Below are 21,850 nucleotides of genomic sequence, written 5' to 3'. Positions count from 1 at the left end.
GTAGGTGCCGCGGCCGACGCGCCGTGACGGTGTCCGCCCGTACGTTCACCTGGCCCGCTCAGGGCATCGGCTCCTCGACCACGAAGGACGGACACACCCATGACTCAGGTGATCGAATTGGAGGGCGTGTCGAAGCGGTACGGCGGCGCCGACACCCCGGCGCTCGGACCCGTCGACCTCCACGTGGCCCAGGGCGAGGCCCTCGCCGTGACGGGCCCGTCCGGCAGCGGCAAGTCCACGCTCCTCAACCTCGTCGCCGGTCTGGACCGGCCGAGCGAGGGGACCGTCACCGTGGCCGGGCGGCGCGTCGACGGGCTGAGCGAGCACGCGCTGGCCAGGTTCCGCCGCGAACACATCGGCATGGTCTTCCAGTTCTTCAACCTGCTCGACGACCTCACCGTCGCCGACAACATCCAGCTTCCCGCCCAGCTGACCGGGACCGCCCGGCGGGCGGCGGCGTCCCGTGCGGGGGAGCTGATGGAGGTGCTGGGAATCCAGAAGCACGCCCGCGCCTACCCCGGGCGGTTGTCCGGCGGCGAACGCCAACGGGTCGCGGTGGCCCGGGCCTTGGTGAACAGGCCGGCCCTGCTGCTGGCCGACGAGCCGACCGGCGCGCTGGACACCGCGTCGGGCCAGGAGGTCCGGGAACTGCTCGTGGACCTGCACCGCGGTGGTCAGACCGTCGTCCTCGTCACGCACGATCTCGAACTGGCCCGGGCTTGCGCGCATCGCACGATCCATCTGGTGGACGGGCACGTCGCCGAGGACACGCGGACGGAGGCCGTCCGATGAGCCGGTTCGGCAGCGGTGCCCTGGGGCGGGTCGTGCGCTCCGGGGTCGGCAGGCGACGGGTGCAGACGCTGGTGATCGCCGTGGCCACGATGATGGCGGTGGCCTCGGCCGTGGTCGCGGGCTCCCTCATGGTCGCCACGAACGCTCCCTTCGACCGTGCCTTCGCCCAGCAGCACGGAGCGCACATCACCGCGCAGTTCGACCCGGAACGGGTGAGCGCGGCTCAATTGGCGGGCACCCGCGGCCTGGACGAGGTCACGGCGAGCGCGGGACCGTTCCCGTCCACGACGATCAGCCCGGTGGGCCCGGACGGTGGGCACCTGCCGGCGCTGACGCTGGTCGGGCGGTCGGGCCCGGGAAGCGGTGTGGACGCGGTGGACCTGAAGGCGGGCCGGTGGGCCCGCGCGTCGGGCGAGATCGTGCTGTCGGCCTCGTTCTCCGGCCCGTTCCTGGAACTCGGTACGACGCTGAACAGTTCCGACGCCGCGAACGCCCGGAAGCTCACCGTCGTCGGCTTCGCGTTGTCCGCCAGTGGCAGCGCCGACCTGTGGGCGACCCCCGCCCAGGTCCGTTCGCTCGCGACCGGGGACAGCCGCCTCACGAGCCAGATGCTCTACCGCTTCGACTCCGCGGGGACCAAGTCGCAGATCGCGGACGACCGCGAGAAGCTCACCGCGGCCCTGCCCTCCGGCGCGCTGATCGGTACCCAGTCGTGGCTGGACACCAAGCATGCCACCGACCAGGGCGCGGCGGCGACGATCCCCTTCCTGTTCGCGTTCGGCGTGCTCGGCATCGTCATGTCGGTGATCATCGTCGGCAGCGTGATCAGCGGCTCCGTCGGCACGAGCCTGCGCCGCATCGGCATCCTCAAGGCCATCGGATTCACCCCGCGGGAAGTCGTACGGGCCTATGTGGCCCAGGCGTTGATCCCCGCGGGGGCGGGCATCGCGCTCGGTGTCGTCCTGGGCAACCTGCTGGCCGTGCCCCTTCTGGAGGACACCGAATCCGTGTACGGCACGGTGTCGCTCTCGGTCGCCTGGTGGGTGGACGTGCTGGTGCCGGTCTGCGCGCTGCTCGTGGTCGGGATCGCGGCGCTGGTCCCCGCGCTGCGGGCGGGGAGGCTGCGCACGGTCGAGGCGATCGCGGTCGGCAGGGCGCCGCGTTCCACGCGCGGCCAGTGGGCGCACCGGGCGGCCGGGCGGCTTCCGCTGCCGAGGCCGGTCACGTACGGCCTCGCGAGTCCCTTCGCGCACCCCGTGCGTGCCCTCGCCATGGTGCTCGCGGTGACCTTCGGAACCGTGGCCGCGACGTTCGCGGTGGGGCTGACACAGTCCCTCGACGCGGTGGCCGGCGCGCAGGATCCGGAGAACCGCGCCGACGTCACCGTCGTCAGCGGCGGTCGCGACTCGGGCTCCGGGCCCCGTCGGGTCGAAAAGCCGAAGCAGGCCTCGGCCGGACCCGGGCAGACCTCCGCCGCCGGTCCGGACCAGGGGCCGACGTCGGCCGGTCCGGACGCGGTGCGCGCCGCGATCGCGGCCATGCCCGGCACCGCCTCGTACTACGGCATGGCCGGGGGGGACGCCACGGTGTCCGGGATCTCCGGCACCGTCCGGGCCAGCCTGTACCAGGGCGATTCGGGCGCCGGCGGCTACGAGATGATCGCCGGCCACTGGATCGACGGGCGGGGCCAGGTCGTGGTGCCCACCCGCTTCCTGGAGAAGACGGGGACCAGCATCGGCGACTACGTGCGGGTGACCTTCGCGAAGGAGACCGTGCGCCTGAGGATCGTCGGCGAGGCCTTCGACACCTCCGACGACGGCATGTCGGTCCACGCGGATCTCGACAGCTTCCCCTCGGCGGAGCCCGGGGCGTTCAACATCGAGGTGAAGCCGGGGGTCTCCCCGGCGGACTACGCCCACGACCTGCGCGAGGTGGTCGAGCCGCTGGGCGGCGACGCCTTCGCCAACTCCGCCCCGGAAGGGGGGAACATGATCATCGTGCTGGAGGCGATGGCCGCGCTGCTCACCCTGATGCTGGTCTCCGTGGCGGGCCTCGGAGTGCTCAACTCCGTGGTCCTGGACACCCGCGAGCGCGTGCACGACCTGGGCGTGTGCAAGGCGCTCGGCATGTCGCCGCGGCAGACGGTGGGGCTCGTGCTCGCGTCGGTGGCCGGGATCGGCGTGGTCGGCGGGCTGGTCGGCGTCCCGGCCGGGTTCGCGCTCCACGGCTACGTGCTGCCGGTCATGGGCGAATCCGCCGGCACCCGGTTGCCTCCCTCGGTCCTCGACGTGTACGACCCCGCGCAGTTGGTGCTGCTGGGCCTGGCCGGGGTGCTCGTCGCCCTGCTGGGCGCGACGGCCCCGGCGGGCTGGGCGGCCAAGGTCCGTACGGCCACGGCGTTGCGCACGGAGTGACCGGCGGCGCCTCACCCCGTCGTGCGGCGAGGACGTCTCACCCCGTCGTACGGGGACGATGCGCCACCCCGTCGCCCGGCGGCGTCGGCACCACTGCTTCCGGGCACCCGCGTCGCTCGATCCATCGAGTCCGACCGGGTTTCCGGAGGTTGCCGGTGACCGGGTAGGTGTACGGGCACAGGCGCCGTGAGACGCTGAACCTCGTGATCGCCAAGCTGCAGTGTCTGGTGCTGGACTGCACCGACGTCGTCGGGCTGGCCCGGTTCTATCAGTCGCTCCTCGGCGGCGAGGTGAACCGGCCGGATCCGCGGTGGTCGCTCGACGACGGCTGGGCGACCCTCCATACCGACGCCGGGTTCGTGGTGGCCTTCCAGCGGGTGGAAGCCCATCGGCCGCCCCGGTGGCCGGACCCCGCCCACCCCCAGCAGTTCCACCTCGACCTGGGGGTCGAGGACCTGGACCAGGCCCAGGGAGAGGTCCTCGATCGGGGCGCCACCCTGCTCGACGAGGGTGACGGAAAGCGGGGTTGGCGCATCTTCGCGGATCCCGCGGGGCACCCGTTCTGCCTCGTGCGGGACTGACGGCGAGACCGAAGGCGCGGCCACCGCTGATCAGCGTGGGTCGCGCGAACCGACGAGGTTCCGGTGGCCGGTGATCGCCGGGTGCTCCCGCGCCTCGGCCGCAGGCATTCGAGCCCCCGCCCCGGTCACGGACGGGACGCGGCCCGCGAAGTGACGCGGTGCCGGTGCCGCCGCCAGGCCCGACAGGCGTTGCCGGCCCCCTTGGTCATACGGGGCCCGGAGCCTCCAGGATCAGACGGATCTCCGTCACCTCGTAGCCGGCGCGGTCGAAGGCGGCTGCCATCGGCACGTTCGTGGTGTCCGTCGTCGCCGTGACGAGCTCGGCGCCTTCGGCCGCGTGGAAGCGGGTGATCTCGGCGAGGATCTCGTCGATCAGCCCCTTGCCGCGCTGCTCGGGCACGACACCGAGATAGCCGACGTTGCGGTTGTACGGGGTCGCCGACGGGACGGCCAGACCGGCGGTCGTGCCGTCGGGCGACTCCGCGAGCCGCCACCAGGAGCGCTCGCCCGGGCAGTCGAGGTAGAAGCGCATGTCCTCCTCGGCCAACTGCCTGGCGTCCTTCTCGCGCAACTCGTCCTGGGTGGCCTGATCGAGACTGCCGGCCGACACCCGGACGAAGGCTTCCAGGAACTCCTCGTCGCTGCCTTCGCGGAACGTCAGCCGCCCGCCGGCTCGCGGCGGTTCCGCCTCCGGAGTCCACTCGTATCGCAGACGCTCGATCTCCCGGGTCAGCCCGGTGCGGGAGCCCGCCTCACGACGCCAGGCGACCGCCTCGGTCAGTTCCGGTCGGGTACGCCAGTCCGCGGGCAGGGAGAGGTTGTACAACGGGCGCGTGCCGAGGGCCGCGTGCGCGGCGTCGAGGAGCCCGGTGGCGAGGGCGACCGGATCGGTGACCGTGGAGCGCACCTGGAGACAGTCCAGGGCTATGGGCCGTTCACTGTCGGCGCGACCCCACCACAGGGCGCGGGCCAGGAGCTGGCCGTCATCGTCCTCGGCGAGCCAGACCCACTCCGGTCGGAACTGGCCGGCGGCAAGCTCCTCATGGATCTTCTCGGTGGTGAGGGCGGCGACCGGACCGTCGGCCGGGTAGGCGGTCGCACGGGTGAGGGCGGTGGGGTCCGCGGCAGCGGAAAAGAATCGCATCCGGCCCATGATCACAACAACACGGGACCGGAGCAACGCAATTGCCGTCGCCCGCCGCGCTCGCACGGGCACGTCCGCCGGCTCCGACGGTGGACTTCGGCCGGGTTCCCGGCGGACCGAAGCCCGGCGACACCAACCGGCCGTCACCTGAACGCAGTCGAGCCCCGACCGCCTCCTCGAGCGCCGGGACCGGGAGCGAATCCGAGGCCCGGGTCCAGAGGAACACGACCGTTTCGCCTCCCCGACGGCACGTCGGGACCCGAAGGGTGGCGAGTTCCACCCCCATCCCGTACAACCAAATCGCCGATCTCCGATCGTTACGCCAAGGGCGGCTAACGGACTGGCAAAGCCCGCTGGTTGTGGGCTTTGATGACGGCTCTGCGCGACCGGAGTCGCGGCGCGCTCATGGGACATATGAGGTGGGAACAAACATGAAGTCAGCTCTGGGTCGCGTCCTCGTCGGCGTCGGAATGACGGTGGCACTCACCGCGACGGCGGCATGCGGTGGGCAGGACACGGACGACAAGAGCAGCGGGTCGAAGAAGCCCGAGGCGGCCGAGTCGTCGCCCGCCGCCAAGGAGGGCCTCAAGCCGCTCACCGAGGCGCAGTTGACGAAGGCCGCGCTCACCAAGGCGGACCTGAAGGGCTACCGCGTCGGCAACACGCCCGACGACGAGATGCCCGACGTGAGCGTGCCCGCGAAGCCCGCCGACTGCCAGGCCATCGCCGACCTGTTCCTGCTCGGCACCGAGCCCGACGCCCCGGCCCGCGTGTCCCGTTCACTGACCAAGCTCGACCAGACGGACGCCACGCTGCTGCGCATGGGTCTGCTCGCGCACAAGGAAGAGGACGCCAAGAACGTCATCGGCGACCTGCGCAAGCAGAGCGAGAGCTGCGACTCCTACGAGCACACCAGCTACCAGTACACCGGCGTCAAGCCCCTCAAGGCCCCCGACCTCGGTGACGAGGCGGTGGCGTACACGATGACCAGCGACATCGACGGAACCAAGATGCCGCTCACCTACACCGTCGTGCGCAGCGGCTCGACCCTGATCGTCTTCTACGCGACGAACCTGCTGGACAACAAGGCGCCCGAGGTGCCGGCCAGTGTCATCGAGGCTCAGGTCACCAAGCTCGAGAAGGCCGTCTGACGGACTCGGTTCAGCACGGCGAAGTGCCCCGCAGGTGGCCTGCGGGGCACTTCGCCGTGCTCCGCTCCCCGCAGTGCCGAGGCGCGTTGCCGAACCGGTCACCCCTCGGAGGGGCGACCGTTCGGCTGTCTCACCGAGGTGAGCTTCGCGTAGACGACGATGTTGCCCGCGTATCCGGTGTCGTCGACGTGGCCGCCGCAGGTGATGACGCGAAGCTCGGGCAGGTCGGAGTTGCCGTAGACCTTCTCGTTCGGGAATCTGGCCTTGTCGTAGACCTCCACGGCGTCGACGGTGAAGACGGCCGTGCGCCGGTCGGCCCGGCTGACCTCGATCGTGTCGTTCTTGGTGAGCGCGCCCAGTGCGTAGAAGACACCGGGGCTGCCGGCCCGCGTGTCCACATGCCCCGTGGTCACGGCCGTGCCCGACGAACCCGGTGTCGTGCCCTTGCCGTACCAGCCGGCGAGGTCGGTACGGCCCTCGGGCGGGGGCCGCAGCGCCCCGGCCCTGTCGAGGTCCAGTTCGACCAGGCGAGCGTCCACGTGAATGGCGGGGATCTTGATGCGGACGGGCCGAGCGGGCGGCAAGGGACGGACGGCGGGATGCGCCGCCGCGAGGGAACGGCCCCCCGAGGGGGCGGAGAAGGCTTGTCCCGCCGAAGGCTGAGGTGGCCGCTTGTCGACCGCCGAGCCGATCACCAGCAGACCGCCCGCGACCAGCGCCAGGACGAGATACGTGACCGGGGGGACGAGCGGTCGTGGGCGCGCCCCGGCCTTGTGCCGGTGTTCCATCACGGTTGACCCTCTTGCCTTCAGCGGGTGGAGCCCCTGCCCGCGATCCTCGGGCGACCGCGGTGCCGGGCCTGCGGGGCGAGAGCGGGGGCGGTCAGGCCGGGTCGCCCTGCGAACGGCGCCGCATCCTGACGAGGGCCCCGGCGGCGGCCACGGTGATCAGCCCACCTCCCAGGGCGACGTACGTCTGGGTGTTCTCGGTGGCTCCGAAGCCGGCCTTGACACCGCCGAACGGTGACTGCCCGACGATCTGGTAGGTGTCCGTGATCTGGATGCGCGGCGGGCACTTCACGGTGACGGTGTCGATGCCGGGCTTCCCTTCGCCCGGCACCTGGAACTCGCCGGTGAGCACACCCTTGCGGTCGCCCTGGAAGAGGTGGAACTGACCCCCGACCTCCGACTCGCCCTTGCCGTAGGTCACGTCCGGGCCGCAGGCCGTGGTGCTGACGGTGACCGTGGACCCCGGCAGGGCACTGCCCGGGTTGATCCGCAGATTCGAGTCGCCGACAGCGCCCGCGGCCGGAGCCTGCAGGGCCAGGACGCCGATGATCAGGCCGATTCCGACGCCCACGTGTGTGTTTCGCAAGGGATCCTCCGACAAAGCAGTGGCCGGCATGGCTGCGCGGCGCTCCTGTGGTGCTCCACCGCCGAGGAAACCGACGGTCCGTCAGCTCCGCAACAGGAGAGGTCGGCACGCACGTCACCCGGGCAGGTGCAACCACCGCCCCGCCGAGACTGTTTACGCAGGTCGCCGACGCCGAGACCGTGTTGGTGAACAGTGCGGGGAAGGAGTGCGGATGGACTAACGACCTTCATCCCCGAGCGGCCTCCTGAAGCACAGTCACCGGCGAGGCACCGGCTGTGCAGCCCCCTTTGGCGACCTGCTTGTGGGACCCCGCTCGTCGACCTGCTGTGGGATCTCCCTCCCCCCGCCGATGCCGAGGATCGGCGGGGGGAGGGGAGAGCCGGGGGCCGGGCCCGAGCGTGCCGGTGCACGGCCGCAAGGAGCGCACCACCTCCGTCGAGGACGTCGGCCTGACGGAGTGGCAGCCGGCTTGCCCATGCGGCCGTTTGGAGTCGGCCGAGCGAGGCCTTCCTAGCCGACGGCTGATCGAGGGATGAGCTCCGCTGCGGCGACGGACTGTCAGAACGGCAGATTTCGCCGAGGCGTGGGGCTGTCGGAGCGACGGGATTCGCCGAGGCGTGGACTGCCCGATCGGGGGTCTGCCGGAGCGATGGATCCGCCGAGACGACGGGGCCGCTCAATAATCGGTCGACCGCCCACGGGACCTGGGGGAAACTCGCCCGATGACGCAACGAACCGATACGCCTCCCGCCTGGGACGAGCGAACGCAACTGATGACCTTCCTGGACTACGTCCGTGACACGGCGCGAGCCAAGTGCGAGGGCGTGTCCGAGGAGGACGCCCGCAGGGCCCCGCTTCCGGACTCACCCTTGATGACCCTGTGCGGGCTGATCAGCCATCTCCGTTGGGTCGAGCATTACTGGGTCCAAGTGATGTTCCTGGGCGAGGAACCAGAGGGCCCGCTCACTCAGGCGACCGACGACGACCCCGACCCCGAGATGCGGACGGCGGTCGACATCCCGTTGCCCCAGCTGCTCGCCGAGTACGAGAAGCAGAGTGAGGGTTACCGTCGCCTGCTGTCCGACCACGACCTGAACGCGCGGGCCGAGCGCACCATCCGCGACGGCCGCCAAGTGGACCTCCGCTGGGTGATCCTCCACCTCATCGAGGAGACCTCCCGGCACAACGGCCATCTCGACATCGTACGAGAACTGGTCGACGGACAAACCGGCGTGTAGCGCTGTGACCACCGGTCACCTGCGCCGGCGCAACGCCGATGCCCGCCACCGCGACCAGGTGACCGCCGAACCAGAGGAACGCGCCCGCGTCCGCGGCGAGAAGGGGATCCGCCGGGGCGGACGTCCGATGGGAACGGCGACCTGACCCGCGCCGTCACCGGCCCCGCACACGGCTCCCCGTGAGAATCCGCACGCCATGGGGGCAGTACCGGACGATCAGACCTCCCGGGAATTCTTGGCAGGCGTCCACGTCGACGACCTCCGCAGCGGAACGGGCGCAGAGATCACGCGGTCTCACGGGGTGGCGGTGACTCCGGACGGATTCTCTGCGCGCCCGGTGGGCACCGTGGGGTCGGCGGACGTTTCCCGGCGCTGGAAGAGGGCCAGGGCCGTGGAGGTCGGCCAGCGGATCACCGCTGAGGTGACGGTCGTTGACCTGGACGACGGCCCTGACCACCCGGCCCGCTTCCATGCCGTGGTTCTCGGCAGGCTCCCCGGGACAGGCAACCGCATTGCGGTCAGCGTCCCTCCGCCCCAGCGGCAGGGGCTGAGACGACTGGGCGACACGGATTCGGCCGAGCTCCCCTTCGGCGCTTCCGCACCCGAACTCTGCCGCCGCCGCCCTCGTGACCGCCACGAGATGCCGCCGGACCGTCGAAGAGCCGCGGCTCAGCCCGTAACCCTCCGACCGGGGGGGACTCAGTGGACGGAGAACCCGCCGTCGACGAAGATCGCCTGTCCGGTGACATAGGCGGAGGCGCGGCCGGCCAGGAACACCGCGGCTCCGGCGAAGTCCTCGGCCACGCCGTTGCGTCCGACCATCGTGCGCGCGGCCAACGCCTCCACCTTCTCCAAGTCGAACGACAAACGCGCGTTGAGCGGGGTCATGACGAAGCCGGGAACCAGCGTGTTGCAGGTGACGCCGTACGGTGACCACGCCTCGGCCTGTGAGCGGGCCAGCGACTCCAACGCCCCTTTGGAGACCCCGTAGGCACCGCTCTGGACGAAGGCCCGGTGCGCCTGCTGCGAGGAGATGTGGATGATCCGCCCGAAGCCCCGGTCGGCCATGCCGGGACCGAACCGCCGGCCCAGCAGGTAGGGCGCCTCCAGGTTCACCGCCATCGTGGTGTCCCACACGTCCTCGGCCAACTCGCCCATCGGCGGCCGCAGGTTGATCCCGGCACTGTTGACGAGGATGTCGGGCTCGCCGAACACCTCGGCCGCCCGCTCCGCCGCCGCGCGCACCCCGTCGCGCGTGCTCAGGTCGGCGCTCACCCAGCCGGTCCGGCAACCGTCCGCCGCCAACTCATCGGCAGCGGCTGCCAGTTCCGCCTCCTTGCGCGCCACGATCACCACGCTCGCCCCCGCTCGGGCGAGGGCTCCGGCGATGGCCCGGCCGATGCCCGAGCTGCCGCCCGTCACCAGGGCTGCCCGGCCGTCCAGCGAGAACAGTTCGGAGAGATAGCTCTGCGAGATCATGCCCGCACTGTAGGAGCCCGCGACGCGATCATGAAACCAGGTTCCGGTCATTGCGTCGTGGGGTGGCCTTGCCATGCGGACGGACAAGCTCGCCATCGCTTACCAGGCCGCCCTCCACTTCGCGGCCATCCTCATCTGGACTCGGCCGTACCAAGTCGAGAACAGCCACTCAAATCTACTCCCGGTCCGTGGGAGTTCCTGGGTCGCCGTAAGCCTCGACGACCTGGTGAAGCGCGCCGGTCGAACCATGGAAGTGCGGAGAAGGTCGGCACTCGTACTCCAGGTGCTGCACGGGTGCCGGCGGGCGGCGCCGGACTCTGGCCATCGGCGGAGGGGTGGGCCGAGTCCCCGAGGATCGCCAGGGCAAAGGGCACGACCTGACCGCCCAGGAGCCGTCGGTCACGAGGCCGCAGCGGGACGCCGCTGGATCTCGGACAGGAAGAGGGACGGCGACAGGCTCCTCGCCCCTCCGGACGAACCACCCTTCAGGCGGACCACCCTCCGGACGAACCACCGTTGGTCGTCCGGAGGGTGGTCCGCCCGGCCGCCACCTGGCCCGGCGGGTCGAGTGGGGCCGGACCCCGGGCACGGCGGCGCCCTCCGCGCCGCCGGGCGGCGCTCCGGTGCCGACAGGCACTCTTCACAAGAGGCGTGAAGCCTCGGCCCGGTGTTCCACCGGCGCGGGCCCGGTCTCGACCCGGCGGGGCTCCGGAGCAAGCCCCTGGAAGTCCCCCTCCCCGACGGCAGGTTCCTCGGCAGCGCCCACAGGTCGCGCAGCCTCAGCCCCAGTGACAACCTCAGCCCCAGTGACAACCTCAGTCGCAGCGACAGCCTCAGTCGCAGCGACAGCCTCAGTCGCAGCGACAGCCTCAGTCGCAGCGACAGCCCCTGCCTCCGTCGGAACCTCACCCTCTCCGTCCGGCTCCTGCCTCCGCGTCATCCCCACGCCCACCAGCACCACGGTCATCCCCAGAACCACCCGGACGCTCAGGTCCTCGCCCAGGACGACCGCTCCCAGCAGCACGGACACCACCGGCAGCAGATAGCCGACCACCGCGGCGTTGGTCGCGCCCTCGTCGTTGATGATCCGGTAGGTGAGGTGGAAGGTGATCGCGGTGCAGAGGACGCTGAGGACGACGGCCGCGACCAGGACCGTGGGGCCGGGGTCGACCGGCTCCAGCCCGCCCACCGGCATCGCGAGGGCGGTCAGCCCGCTCGCGGCGACGAGTTGGGCCGCGGAGAGCGAGATCGTGGGCGTGCCTCGGCGGACCAGGGTGCGGCCCATGTACGTGAACGCGACGGCGTAACTGGCGGCCGCGCCCAGGATCGCGAGGGCGCCCCAGCCCGCGCCCCCGGACGTCCGCCAGGGGGCGAAGATGACGATCGTGCCGGCGAAGCCGAGCAGAAGACCCGTCAGCCGTACCGGCCGCAGCCCGCGTTCCGAACCGAGGGCGAGACCGAGGGCGGTCGACCACAGCGGGGTCGTGGCGTTCAGGGCGCCCGCGAGCCCGGAACCGACGGTCTGCTGGCCCAGGCTGAACAGAGCGAACGGCAGGGCGTTGCAGAAGAAGGCGGCGACGACGATGTGCCGCCAGATCGCGACGCCCCTCGGCAGCCGGTGTCCGGTCGCACGGCAGGCGACGACGAGGACGAGCGCGCCGAGGGCGCAGCGCGAGAAGGTGACCTGGAGCGGGGACAGCCCGCGCAGCGCCAGCTCGATCCACAGGAAGGTCGAGCCCCACAACAGGGCGAGCACGGCCACCCGTAACCCGCCCCGCAGACCCCGCGCACCCCTGTTGTCACCCATGGAGATTCCCCCGTTTCCCGTTCTCGTCGGCTGGCTCTCTCGTCCCGCTCAACGACGGTGCCTCAATCGAGGGTTGAGGACAAGCAAATGGTTCTACCCATACCGTTAAGCTGAGCTACATGCTTGATGTGAGGCGACTGCAGGTCCTGCGCGCGGTGGTCACCAGCGGCACGGTCACCGCCGCCGCGGCCCACCTGGGATACACCCCGTCCGCCGTCAGCCAGCAGGTGGCGGCGCTGGAGAAACAGGCCGGAACGGCGCTGCTCGAACGCGTCGGCCGCGGCGTGCGTCCGACGGCGGCCGGGCTGCTGCTCACCGAGCACGCGGTGCTGATCGGCTCGGCGGTCGCCCGCGCGGAGACCGCGCTCGCCGACCTCCGGGCCGGCCGCACCGGACGGCTGTCCGTCCGCTACTTCGCCACGGCGGGCTCCACGCTGGTGGCCCCCGCCCTGGCCAGAGTCCGCGCCGAGCACCCCGGCGTCCGCGTCGACCTCGAACTCACCGACCCGGACGATCCGTTGCGGGAGGTGGTGCGGGGCCGGGCCGACCTGGCCGTGCTGGTCCAGGGCCAGGGCCCCACAAGCGGCGGCTTCCGGCTCGTCCACCTCCTCGACGACCCGTACGCGGCCGTCCTGCCCCTCGGCCACCCGTTCGCCGACAAGGAGGTGATCGACCTGCACGCGCTCTCCGGTGAGCAGTGGGTCGGCAGCGAGCCTCCCGGCCCCTGTCTCCAGCCCGTCCTCGACTCCTGCGCGGCGGCCGGGTTCAGCCCCGACTTCGCCGTCCAGAGCGAGGACTACGCCACCGCGCAGGGCTTCGTCGCGGCGGGACTCGGCGTCGGTCTGATGCCGCGGCTCGGCCTGCGCAACCGGCACCCCGGTGTCGTCGTGCGCCCGGTCCGCAACCCCGAGCCGATTCGGGTGATCTCCGCGGCCGTCCGGGAGACCGCCCTCGAACAGCCCTCCCTGCGCGCCCTGTTGGACGCCCTGCGGGACGCGGCCGCCACCGTCGACCCGTCCGACGAGCCCCGGCCGCGGTGACCACGGGCCTGCGGGTCGGCGCGTTGGGGGTGGGGGAGTGCGGCGCGGGTGTCACGGCCGTACTGCGTCCGGGTGATCGAGAGCGTCGCGCGAGGACTCGGGCCGCAGCTGAAGGTCATCGATCCGCGGGGCTCCGGGACGCCTCACCACGCCATCCCGGCCGGTCGCGAGGCACACAGGGTCCCGGCGACGACGCCGATCAGATCCCGCAGCACCTCACGATGCGCGCCGGCGGGAATCTCGTCCAGGGCCGCGTGGCCCGTCAGCGCGTACTCCCGGGCAACCATCTGCGCGCGCTCGAGCGCCCCCGTCTCCTCCAGCAGTTTCGTCAGTCGCTCCCGGCCGCCCACGGAATCGTCTTCGACGAGGGCCGACAGTCGCGTCCGGGCCGCGGCGCCGCCCAGAACGCCGACCAGGATCAGCGGCAGACTGGGCCGGTCGTTGCGGCGGTCGCTGTCGTCCGGTTTCCCCTCCCGTGCGACGGTGGAGGTGTACGGGAGCAGGTCGTCGCGGATCTGGAAGGCGATCCCGAGAGCCTGACCGTAGGCCGCCAGCGCCCGCACCTCACCGACGCCGCCGCCGCCGAGAACGGCGCCGATCTCGCACGCGCACCTCAACAGGGCCGCCGTCTTGAGCCGCACCATCTCCACGTAGTCGGCGAGAACCGACTCGCCACGACGCTCCCGCGCGGCGCCGGTGAAGGCGAGCTCGAGGGCCACTCCCGCGGCGAGGTCCCTGCCGGCGGCGGCCATCAGCCCGCAGGCCCGCCGCACCGCTTCGGCGGCCACGCCACGTTCACCGCACCGCGCGATCTGCTCGAACGAGGCGAACAGCAGCCCGTCTCCAGCCAGGATCGCGAGCTCATCGCCGAACTGCCTGTGTACGGCGGCCCTGCCACGCCGTAGATCGTCCCCGTCGATGATGTCGTCGTGCAGCAGACTCCCCACGTGCGCGAGCTCCAGCCCCAGCGCCGCGGGCAGCACCTGCTCCCAGGAGCCGCCCACCGCTGCCGCCGACTCCAGCAGGAGCACCGGCCGCACCAGCTTGCCCGGCGTGGCGAGCGCCCACTCGTCCACCACCGCCAGCGGGTCGCCGCTCCGCTGGGCCACCCAGGTCGCCAGCGCCCGCCGCGCTGTGGCGGCCGCCTCGCCGTTCGCCCACGGGAATGTTCCGGCGCGGCTTCGCGTCCCGCCGCCTCGCTGCCCATCGCCGCCTGCACACATCACTTCTTGATCCATCCGTGCGAAGATCGACAGATGCACTCCCGTTGACGAACCGCCGCCAACGACGTTACGCCGCGTCGTGCAGGTCAGCGCCACGACCATCCGCTCGCGGAGCGGTCGTCCGTGAGCGGCCGCCGCCGCGGCTCCACCTCAAGACTGCCCCGTTCGGCCTGCCGTCCACAGGCCCGCCGCCCTCCCGTCCCCAGCACGAGACGCTGCACGGCGGGTACGGCCCCCGCGTCCACCACAGCCGGTCGACGTCCCCCGAATGATCACGGGAACCGGTGGCAGCGACTGTTGTCAGAGGTGTGCAGTACGGTCCTGACACGGCAACCAAAATCGATCTGACCCTGGATTGCGCGGACGCACGGCTCCTGGCCGAGTTCTGGAAGACGGCACTGGGCTACATCGACGAGCCGCCGCCCCCTCCCTTCACCACCCGTGAGGAATGGCTCGCGCAGTTCGACCTGCCGGAGGACGACTCCGAGGACGACGGGGCATGGCTCTGCGACCCCGACGGCGCCGGCCCCCGCCTCTCCATCCTCAAGGTCCCCGAACCGAAGACGGCGAAGAACCGGCTGCACCTCGACGTTCGTGTACCGGGACACGGCAGTGCCGGTGAGCGGTGGGCACGGATCAAGACGGAGTCCGAGCGGCTGGTGAAGGCGGGCGGGACCGTCCTGCAGGAGTTCGACGGACACCACGTCGTGATGGCCGACCCGGAGGGCAACGAGTTCTGCGTCGCCGCGGCCCCGGCCTGAGGCGGCCGGCAGCGGCCGGGGACGATTCCGCCTTCCGCGCATGGAGCACGGACCGACGGACCCACGGACAGCAGAGTCGGGAGCGAGGCGGCCGTCCGCCTCAAAGGACTCCGCGCAGGTCGACCACCGACCGGTCCTCCGTCAAGTAGGCGTCGTAGCGGCCCTCGGCGAACATCTCCCGCAGATACATCCCAGGGAAATCCAGGACGTCGCGCCGATCGGCCAGCGCCATCCGGACCCGACAGCGAGTGTCGCCGTCGAGGACCAGCACGTCGCACCAGTGCGGCTCCGGCGCTTCGAGGCCGACCAGGGTGATGCCGTCGCCGGCCATCTGATCGACCCAGGCGGCCAGATCGTCCAGCAACCACGCCATGTTCATCCAGGACGGCGCGTCGGCGGCGGGCTGCCAGTCGTACACGCGCCGTGCCTCGCGCCCGGTGCCGGGCGGCTCGCCCTCGAAGTAGACGGGCGGCTCCGACGGACCCACGACCTCGCTGAACTCCATGGTGCGGGACCGGAGTCCGAGCGACGTGAGCCGGAAACGGTCCTGCCCGAGGTCGAAAGCGACCTCCGAGACACGCGTCAGGAACTCACTGTCCGGTTCGGTCGCGAATTCGGCCACGAGAATGTCTTCCTGGTCGGTGGAGAGCCGCCGCCCTCGGCCAGTGGCCCGATGGGGATCGGGCTGGAGCGGGGCTTGTCGCAGTCTCGCCCAGGAGTCGGTGGAGCGGTACCGGATTCCCGTCGTGGGCTCGGCCACGCCCACACCGTGGTCGCGTTCGGCGAGCGCAGGGGCAGGGCACGCACGATTCCACCGCTCACTTCCGAAGACGGTGACCATGTGCCCACGTGGTGACTTAGAGTGTCTGTCGCCCGATTCGGTGAGCCAGGAACCTGTGAGGACACACGCATCATGACGACCGAGACGTTCGAGTTCCAAGTCGAAGCCCGTCAACTGCTCCAGTTGATGATCCACTCGGTGTATTCGAACAAGGACGTCTTTCTCCGCGAACTCGTCTCCAACGCCTCCGACGCGCTCGACAAGCTGCGCCTCGCCGCGCTTCAGGACGACAGCCTCGACGTCGACACGTCCGACCCGCGCATCGAGATCGAAGTCGACGAGGACGCCCGTACGCTCACGGTGCGGGACAACGGCATCGGGATGTCGTACGACGAGGTCGGCAAACTCATCGGCACGATCGCCAATTCGGGCACGGCGGCGTTCCTCAAGGAGCTGAAAGAGACTCAGGACGCCGCCGGAGCCGAGGGGCTCATCGGACAGTTCGGCGTCGGCTTCTACTCCGGCTTCATGGTGGCCGACGAGATGACCCTGGTGACCCGGCGCGCGGGGGAGCGCAGCGGCACCCGGTGGTCTTCGCGCGGTGAAGGCACGTACACCCTGGAGACGGTCGACGACGCGCCCCAGGGCAGCGCCGTCACGCTGCACCTCAAGGCGGCCGACCCCGACAACCAGCTGCACGACTACACCTCCGCCTGGAAGATCAAGGAGATCGTCAAGCGGTACTCGGACTTCATCACCTGGCCGATCCGGCTCGTCGCCCAGGAGGGCGAAGGTGACGACACACCCGGGTCCGAGACCCTGAACTCCATGAAGGCCCTGTGGGCGCGCTCGCGCGACGAGGTCTCGGACGACGAGCACCACGAGCTGTACAAGCACGTCAGTCACGACTGGCGGGACCCCCTGGAGACGATTCGCCTCCAGGCCGAGGGCACCTTCGAGTACCAGGCGCTGCTGTTCCTCCCGGCCCACGCACCGGAGGACCTGTTCACCCGGGACTTCCGGCGTGGCCTCCAGCTGTACGTCAAGCGCGTACTGATCATGGACGACTGCGAGGCGCTGCTGCCGCCGTACCTCCGCTTCGTCAAGGGTGTCGTCGACGCGCAGGATCTCTCGCTCAACGTCTCCCGGGAGATCCTCCAGCAGGACCGGCACATCCTGATGATCCAGCGCCGGCTGACCAAGAAGGTGCTGTCCTCGGTCAAGGAGATGAAGACGAAGGCCGCCGACAAGTACGCCACGTTCTGGGGGGAGTTCGGCGCCGTACTGAAGGAGGGGCTGCTCAGCGACACCGACAACCGTGACCTCCTGCTGGCCGTCGCGTCCTTCGCCAGCACCCACGGCGAGGACACCCCGACCTCGCTCCAGCAGTACGTGGAGCGGATGCAGGACGGGCAGGACGACATCTACTACATGACGGGGTCTTCCCGGCAGAGCATCGAGAACTCCCCGCACATGGAGGCGTTCCGGGCCCGGGGCATCGAGGTCCTGCTGCTCACCGACCCTGTCGACGAGGTATGGGTCGACGCTGTGGGCGAGTTCGAGGGCAAGCGTCTGCGGTCCGTGGCCAAGGGCGAGATCGACCTCGACGTCCAGGGCGAGGAGCAGGCCGACGACGAGCGGGAGAAGCAGACCGAGGCCTACGCCGGTCTGCTGGGATGGATGAAGGAACAGCTGGGAGAAGAGGTCAAGGACGTCCGCCTCTCGACGCGCCTCACCGTGTCCCCGGCCTGTGTCGTCTCCGACTCGCACGACCTCACTCCGGCGCTGGAGAACATGTTCCGGGCCATGGGCCAGGAGATCCCGGCCACCAGACGGATCCTCGAACTCAACCCCGATCACTCCCTCGTGCAGGGCTTGAACAAGGCGTACGAGGAGCGCGGGGGCAACGGCGAACTCGTCGGCACCGCACACCTGTTGCACGGCCTCGCCGTACTCGCGGAGGGCGACCGGCCGAAGGAGCCCGGGCGTTTCGTGAAGCTGGTGGCGGAGCGGCTGGAGCGAACCCTCGGCTGATCCGGGCAGGGCCCGGCCCGTCGATCCGGCCGAGTGGAAAGCCCGGCTCCCGCCCGCCGTCGAGTGGCAGACCGGGCGCGTGCGCCAAGCCACTGATGTCCGCGGCCCCGGTGGCCCCTAGGCGATGGACCCCTGCCGGATGCGGCAACCGCCGTGTCCGGCAGGGTATTTGCTGCCCTCGGACGGATTCCGCGCATGTTTGTCGTGACGTTCTGGGTTGAGAACCTGCGCACCTCGGTGAACGTTCCACGGTTCGTCTGGACTTGCAGCGTTCGCAGTCACGCATTTGGTCTGCTCTGGCAGCGGCAGCGGATGGCCAATGTTCCGAACCTTTACCGACGGCGGTTCCTGGCTGGGCAAACGAGATTTCCCAGTTTTCGCTGACACATTGTCACTGAACGGGTGTATTCGCTTTCAGGTTGGCGACTGACGGTGACACGGGCAGGGACACCCGGCCTCCGGGCATGTTCCCGCGCGATAGGCGCGATCGACCGACCCGCGTTCCTGAAGGGCTATTAGTAGTCTGCCGAAGCCGGAGGCCGAGTCGTCATCGGAGATTTCCTCGGAAGACACTTCTGAAAGTTTGCGACGTGCGATGGCGAAGTGCGCTCGCACAGAGGCTCAGCTGTTCGGCGAAGGCGGCGGTCACGAGCGTGACGCGCGGGGGGAAGTACCGGTAGAGGGTGGCGGCGCGGACGCCTGCACGGCGGCCACGGTGGTCGGGGACACCCATCGCGCCCTGGAGGCCGGCGGAGTCCGGGGCAAGCGCGTCATCCAGATCGTCTGAGCGCCTTCGTCACACCGTGTGACGGAGCGGAGCCGTGGATCACGGTCACGATCACGTTCATGTCGGCGTCGGGCATCTCCAGATGAACAGCCGTCCTCTGGCAGGTGCGGAACAGTCGTCAGCTTGTTCTCCCGACGCTTCGGTGGTTGTGGCCATACCGCCCCAGCGGCCGTACTCGGTCGATATGACGGGCAGTCGGGTGGCGTTGCCGCCGCCGCAGGTGATGCTCCCGGCCGAACCGGCGGAGCACAGCAGGGAACTTCGGCCGAGCACATCCCCCGTGAGAGCTACCGGCGTTGTCGGCTAGCGGCTGAATCGCGGATGTCGCGGTGTTCCTAGCGTGGTTGTCGGGCCGCAGCCGGTGCGGCCGACCACCAAGGGGAGGCCATGATGCACACGTCATCCACCGCAGGGAACGAGGCCGGTCACGAGGCGGGCCACGATCCGCTCGCGGACGTCTCTGGTCAGAGCGTCGGCCGCGTCGGCCGGATCTGCCGCTCTCCGCTCGGCTGGATGCTGATCGGAATCGTCGGCGTCGGCGCGGTCTCGGCTGTGACGGCGGCCGGCCCCGGACCGGTGCCGGTGCTGGGAGCGGTCGCCGCGGTGGTGGTCTACTGGGCGGTCATGCGCTTCGTCGCGCGACGGCCGATGCCGGAGATCGCCCGGCACGGGGCCGTGCGGGAGGCCATGCTCGGCGGCGCGCTCGGCCTGGGCTTCATCCTCGTGTCCGCCCTGGTGATCGCGGCTTGCGGAGGCTACTCGTTGTCCTGGGCCGGCAACGGCTTCTTCTCCGTCGTGGCGTCCGCGGTCGCCGTCCAGGCGGGCGCGGCGGTCACGGAGGAGCTGATGTTCCGCGGCCTGGCCCTGCAGGCCCTGGAGCGGATGTTCGGCAGCCGTGCCGCCGTCGCGATCACCGCGTTGCTCTTCGGTGCCGCGCACCTGGCCAACCCTGGTGCCACCGCGTGGAGCGGACTGTCGATCGCCATCGAGGCGGGCGCGATGCTCGGAGCGGCGTTCCTGTGGCGGCGCAGCATCTGGTTCGTCGTGGGTCTGCACTTCGCCTGGAACGCCACCGAGCAACTGCTCGGCATCCCGGTCTCGGGCAACACCGCCGAGGGGCTGCTGTCCGTGCACGTCAGCGGTTCGGGCCCACTGACCGGCGGTAGTTTCGGTCTGGAGGCGTCGATGGTTACCGTCCTCATCGGTGTGGCGCTGGCGGTTTCGATGTTCGTCCTCGCCCACCGTCGGGGCGGTCTGCTGCCCCGTCGGCGCGTCGCCCGCTGAGCCGTGCGCAGCACCCCCCTGCGGCTGACCGGAACGGAACGGAGTCGGACGTGATGAAGTTCAGGTGGCCGCGGAGGCCGCTCGATTGGCTGACAGGGCGTCGGCAATCGGTCAAGGACGGCGTTCCGGCGCTGGTTCTCACCGTGCTGGCCTTCGTCCCGACCCTGTCGCAGATCGGGGCGCAGATCGGCGACCTGCCTGATCACCCGTCAAGCCCGTTGAGCATCGGGCTGACCCTGGCGTTGACCCTGCCGCTGGCGGTGCGTACCCGCTGGCCCGCGGCCTGCCTCGCCGTCGTCGGCTGTGCCTTCGCGGCGCATCAGGCACTGGGCTGTCCGGCGACGTTCGGGACTGTCGGGCTCTACGCGGCCCTGTACTCCGTCGGGGCCCACCAGAATTCCTTCCGCCGCGCGCTCGCCGCCGGGGCGAGCGCGGGCTACGCCGTGCTGGCGGTCGTCCTGCACCGCCTCGGCTCACCGCAGCGGATCCCGGACCACCTCGCCTTCTTCCTGGTCCTGGCCGGGGTCTGGCTGGTGGGCGGCGGCGTACGCAGGCGTCGGGCGGAGGAGGCCGAGCGGCGGCGGCTGGCCGTCGAGGTGGCCGAGGCCGCCGAGCGCGCACGCATCGCGCGCGAACTGCACGACGTGGTGACCCACCATGTGACGGCCATGGTGGTACAGGCCGACGCGGCGCAGTTCCTGCTCACGTCCGCGCCGGAACGCGCCGTTGACGGTCTGACGGCTGTCAGCGACACCGGTCGCCGGGCGCTCACCGAACTGCGGTACCTGCTCGGTGTGTTGGAGGCGACCGGTGAGTCCGCCTCCGCCTCCGCGGACCGGGCACCCACCCTGGGAAAGGTGAGGGACCTGGTCGCGCGGGCCAGTACATCGGGCCAGCCCGTCGAGTTCACCGAGCGGGGCGAGTGGCGGGCGCGGAGCGTGGAGGTGGAGCTGGCCGCGTACCGCGTGGTGCAGGAGGCGCTCACCAACGCGATGAAGCACGCGACCGGGCGACGGACACAGGTTTTGGTCCAGCACGGCGACGAGCACATCGAGATCGAGGTGGCCACCGAAGGCCCCGCCCCCTCCGCGGCCACCGCACCGGCCGCCCGAAAGGCGGGCCGTGGCGGCGGACGAGGCTTGACCGGGCTGCGTGAACGGGTTCGGATGCTCGATGGTGAACTGGTGGCAGGCCCCCGGCCCGACGGCGGGTTCCGCGTCCGTGCCGTGATCCCCGTCCAGCCCGCGCAGGAGTGACCCGTGAGCGATGCACCGCCGCCGATCCGCGTACTCGTCTGTGACGACCAGGAGTTGGTGCGCACCGGCTATGTCACCATCTTCTCCGCCCAGCCCGACCTGGAGGTCGTAGGAGAGGCCGAGAACGGGCACGCCGCGGTCCAGGCCGCGCGGCGACTGCGCCCCGATGTGGTCGTGATGGACATCCGCATGCCCCTGCTCGACGGCATCGAGGCGACCCGCATACTGGCCGGCCCCGACGCCGTGGCACCACCGAAGGTCCTGGTCGTCACCACCTTCAACGTCGACGCGCACGTCTACGATGCCTTCCGGGCCGGAGCGAGCGGCTTCCTCCTCAAGGACTCGCCCCCCGCGGAGCTGGTGGGCGGGATCCGGACGGTCGCCCGGGGCGAGGCACTGCTGTCACCGGCCGTCACCCGCCACCTCATCGGCCACTTCGCCGAACGGCTGCGCCCGGCCGACACCTCACGGCCGGCCAGGGAGGAAGCCGTGAGCGCGCTGACCGTCCGCGAACTGGAGGCGCTTCGACTGATCGCCGAGGGGTTGTCGAACGCGGAGATCGCCACGGCGATGTTCATCACGCCCGAGACGGTGAAGACCTATGTGTCGCGGATCCTGACCAAACTCGGCCTGCGCGACCGCGTCCAGGCCGTCGTCCTGGCCCACCGGATCGGCCTGGTGTCCGCCACGTCCTGAGCCGTCGT

18 protein-coding genes and 2 pseudogenes are annotated in these 21,850 nt (G+C 70.7%); 13 read left to right on the top strand and 7 right to left on the bottom strand.

The genetic code is table 11. The features are described from left to right. Window positions 1-99 precede the first annotated feature (99 nt). The 3 genes from ACFYW7_RS24535 (at window position 100) to ACFYW7_RS24525 (ending at window position 3,787) form a co-directional block, all read left to right on the top strand. On the top strand, window positions 100-792 hold the full coding sequence (locus ACFYW7_RS24535) for an ABC transporter ATP-binding protein (RefSeq protein ID WP_389505832.1): 693 nt from the start codon (window positions 100-102) through the stop codon (window positions 790-792). Then, window positions 789-3,206, top strand: coding sequence for an FtsX-like permease family protein (locus tag ACFYW7_RS24530; RefSeq protein ID WP_389505830.1), 2,418 nt, complete (start codon window positions 789-791; stop codon window positions 3,204-3,206). Before ACFYW7_RS24535 ends, ACFYW7_RS24530 begins: the two co-directional genes overlap by 4 nt. 203 nt (window positions 3,207-3,409) lie before the next feature. Beyond that, window positions 3,410-3,787, top strand: a complete 378-nt coding sequence (locus ACFYW7_RS24525; RefSeq protein WP_389505828.1) for a VOC family protein — start codon at window positions 3,410-3,412, stop codon at window positions 3,785-3,787. 205 nt (window positions 3,788-3,992) lie between these two features. Here the strand turns inward: ACFYW7_RS24525 and ACFYW7_RS24520 are convergent, their stop codons facing one another. Continuing rightward, window positions 3,993-4,931 carry a GNAT family N-acetyltransferase gene (locus ACFYW7_RS24520; RefSeq protein ID WP_389505826.1) on the bottom strand — a complete coding sequence of 313 codons (939 nt, stop codon included), beginning with the start codon at window positions 4,929-4,931 and terminating at the stop codon, window positions 3,993-3,995. 431 nt (window positions 4,932-5,362) lie between these two features. On the opposite strand from ACFYW7_RS24520, the gene ACFYW7_RS24515 reads away from it, so the two are divergent. Then, window positions 5,363-6,082, top strand: a complete 720-nt coding sequence (locus ACFYW7_RS24515; RefSeq protein ID WP_389505824.1) for a hypothetical protein — start codon at window positions 5,363-5,365, stop codon at window positions 6,080-6,082. A gap of 98 nt (window positions 6,083-6,180) precedes the next feature. Here ACFYW7_RS24515 and ACFYW7_RS24510 read toward each other — a convergent pair whose 3' ends face one another. Next, complete coding sequence (locus ACFYW7_RS24510; protein ID WP_389505822.1) at window positions 6,181-6,870, bottom strand: class F sortase; 690 nt, start codon at window positions 6,868-6,870, stop codon at window positions 6,181-6,183. A 94-nt stretch (window positions 6,871-6,964) separates the two neighbouring features. Continuing rightward, a complete protein-coding gene (locus tag ACFYW7_RS24505; protein WP_389505820.1) occupies window positions 6,965-7,456 on the bottom strand; it encodes a sortase in 492 nt (163 codons plus the stop codon). Window positions 7,457-8,178: 722 nt separating this feature from the next. Here ACFYW7_RS24505 and ACFYW7_RS24500 point away from each other — a divergent pair. Next, window positions 8,179-8,694: a DinB family protein gene (locus ACFYW7_RS24500; protein ID WP_389505818.1), complete on the top strand. Its 516-nt coding sequence runs from the start codon at window positions 8,179-8,181 to the stop codon at window positions 8,692-8,694. A gap of 699 nt (window positions 8,695-9,393) precedes the next feature. Here ACFYW7_RS24500 and ACFYW7_RS24495 read toward each other — a convergent pair. After that, window positions 9,394-10,173, bottom strand: a complete 780-nt coding sequence (locus ACFYW7_RS24495) for an SDR family NAD(P)-dependent oxidoreductase (protein ID WP_389505816.1) — start codon at window positions 10,171-10,173, stop codon at window positions 9,394-9,396. Between the two features lie 58 nt (window positions 10,174-10,231). Between ACFYW7_RS24495 and ACFYW7_RS24490 the strand changes: the two are divergent. Continuing rightward, window positions 10,232-10,348, top strand: a pseudogene (locus ACFYW7_RS24490) (IS5/IS1182 family transposase); the annotation flags it as partial. 749 nt (window positions 10,349-11,097) lie between these two features. Here the strand turns inward: ACFYW7_RS24490 and ACFYW7_RS24485 are convergent. After that, window positions 11,098-11,980: pseudogene (locus ACFYW7_RS24485) on the bottom strand (DMT family transporter); the annotation flags it as partial. Window positions 11,981-12,099: 119 nt separating this feature from the next. Between ACFYW7_RS24485 and ACFYW7_RS24480 the strand changes: the two are divergent. Continuing rightward, on the top strand, window positions 12,100-13,020 hold the full coding sequence (locus tag ACFYW7_RS24480) for a LysR family transcriptional regulator (RefSeq protein ID WP_389505814.1): 921 nt from the start codon (window positions 12,100-12,102) through the stop codon (window positions 13,018-13,020). Between the two features lie 143 nt (window positions 13,021-13,163). Here ACFYW7_RS24480 and ACFYW7_RS24475 read toward each other — a convergent pair whose 3' ends face one another. Then, entirely contained in the window at window positions 13,164-14,129 is a 966-nt protein-coding gene (locus tag ACFYW7_RS24475; protein WP_389505812.1) for a polyprenyl synthetase family protein, read from the bottom strand. A gap of 422 nt (window positions 14,130-14,551) precedes the next feature. Here ACFYW7_RS24475 and ACFYW7_RS24470 point away from each other — a divergent pair, with 422 nt between their 5' ends. Then, on the top strand, window positions 14,552-15,004 hold the full coding sequence (locus ACFYW7_RS24470) for a VOC family protein (RefSeq protein ID WP_389505810.1): 453 nt from the start codon (window positions 14,552-14,554) through the stop codon (window positions 15,002-15,004). A gap of 100 nt (window positions 15,005-15,104) precedes the next feature. On the opposite strand, the gene ACFYW7_RS24465 is transcribed toward ACFYW7_RS24470, so the two are convergent. Continuing rightward, window positions 15,105-15,764 (bottom strand): hypothetical protein, encoded by a 660-nt coding sequence (locus ACFYW7_RS24465; protein ID WP_389505808.1) that lies wholly within the window; start codon window positions 15,762-15,764, stop codon window positions 15,105-15,107. A 153-nt stretch (window positions 15,765-15,917) separates the two neighbouring features. Here ACFYW7_RS24465 and htpG point away from each other — a divergent pair, with 153 nt between their 5' ends. The 5 genes from htpG (at window position 15,918) to ACFYW7_RS24440 (ending at window position 21,842) form a co-directional block, all read left to right on the top strand. Then, window positions 15,918-17,819 (top strand): molecular chaperone HtpG, encoded by a 1,902-nt coding sequence (gene htpG, locus ACFYW7_RS24460; RefSeq protein ID WP_389505806.1) that lies wholly within the window; start codon window positions 15,918-15,920, stop codon window positions 17,817-17,819. 595 nt (window positions 17,820-18,414) lie between these two features. Beyond that, window positions 18,415-18,606 carry a hypothetical protein gene (locus ACFYW7_RS24455; RefSeq protein ID WP_389505804.1) on the top strand — a complete coding sequence of 64 codons (192 nt, stop codon included), beginning with the start codon at window positions 18,415-18,417 and terminating at the stop codon, window positions 18,604-18,606. Between the two features lie 387 nt (window positions 18,607-18,993). Beyond that, window positions 18,994-19,890 carry a CPBP family intramembrane glutamic endopeptidase gene (locus ACFYW7_RS24450; protein ID WP_389505802.1) on the top strand — a complete coding sequence of 299 codons (897 nt, stop codon included), beginning with the start codon at window positions 18,994-18,996 and terminating at the stop codon, window positions 19,888-19,890. A gap of 53 nt (window positions 19,891-19,943) precedes the next feature. Continuing rightward, on the top strand, window positions 19,944-21,146 hold the full coding sequence (locus tag ACFYW7_RS24445; RefSeq protein WP_389506441.1) for a sensor histidine kinase: 1,203 nt from the start codon (window positions 19,944-19,946) through the stop codon (window positions 21,144-21,146). A gap of 3 nt (window positions 21,147-21,149) precedes the next feature. Further along, window positions 21,150-21,842 carry a response regulator gene (locus ACFYW7_RS24440; RefSeq protein ID WP_389505800.1) on the top strand — a complete coding sequence of 231 codons (693 nt, stop codon included), beginning with the start codon at window positions 21,150-21,152 and terminating at the stop codon, window positions 21,840-21,842. Window positions 21,843-21,850 lie beyond the last annotated feature (8 nt).

This window comes from Streptomyces sp. NPDC002580 (assembly GCF_042889485.1).
In the GTDB taxonomy this organism is placed as follows: domain Bacteria; phylum Actinomycetota; class Actinomycetes; order Streptomycetales; family Streptomycetaceae; genus Streptomyces.
The sequence above is the reverse complement of the archived record's forward strand: the minus strand, read 5'-3'. Positions and strand labels throughout refer to the sequence as shown.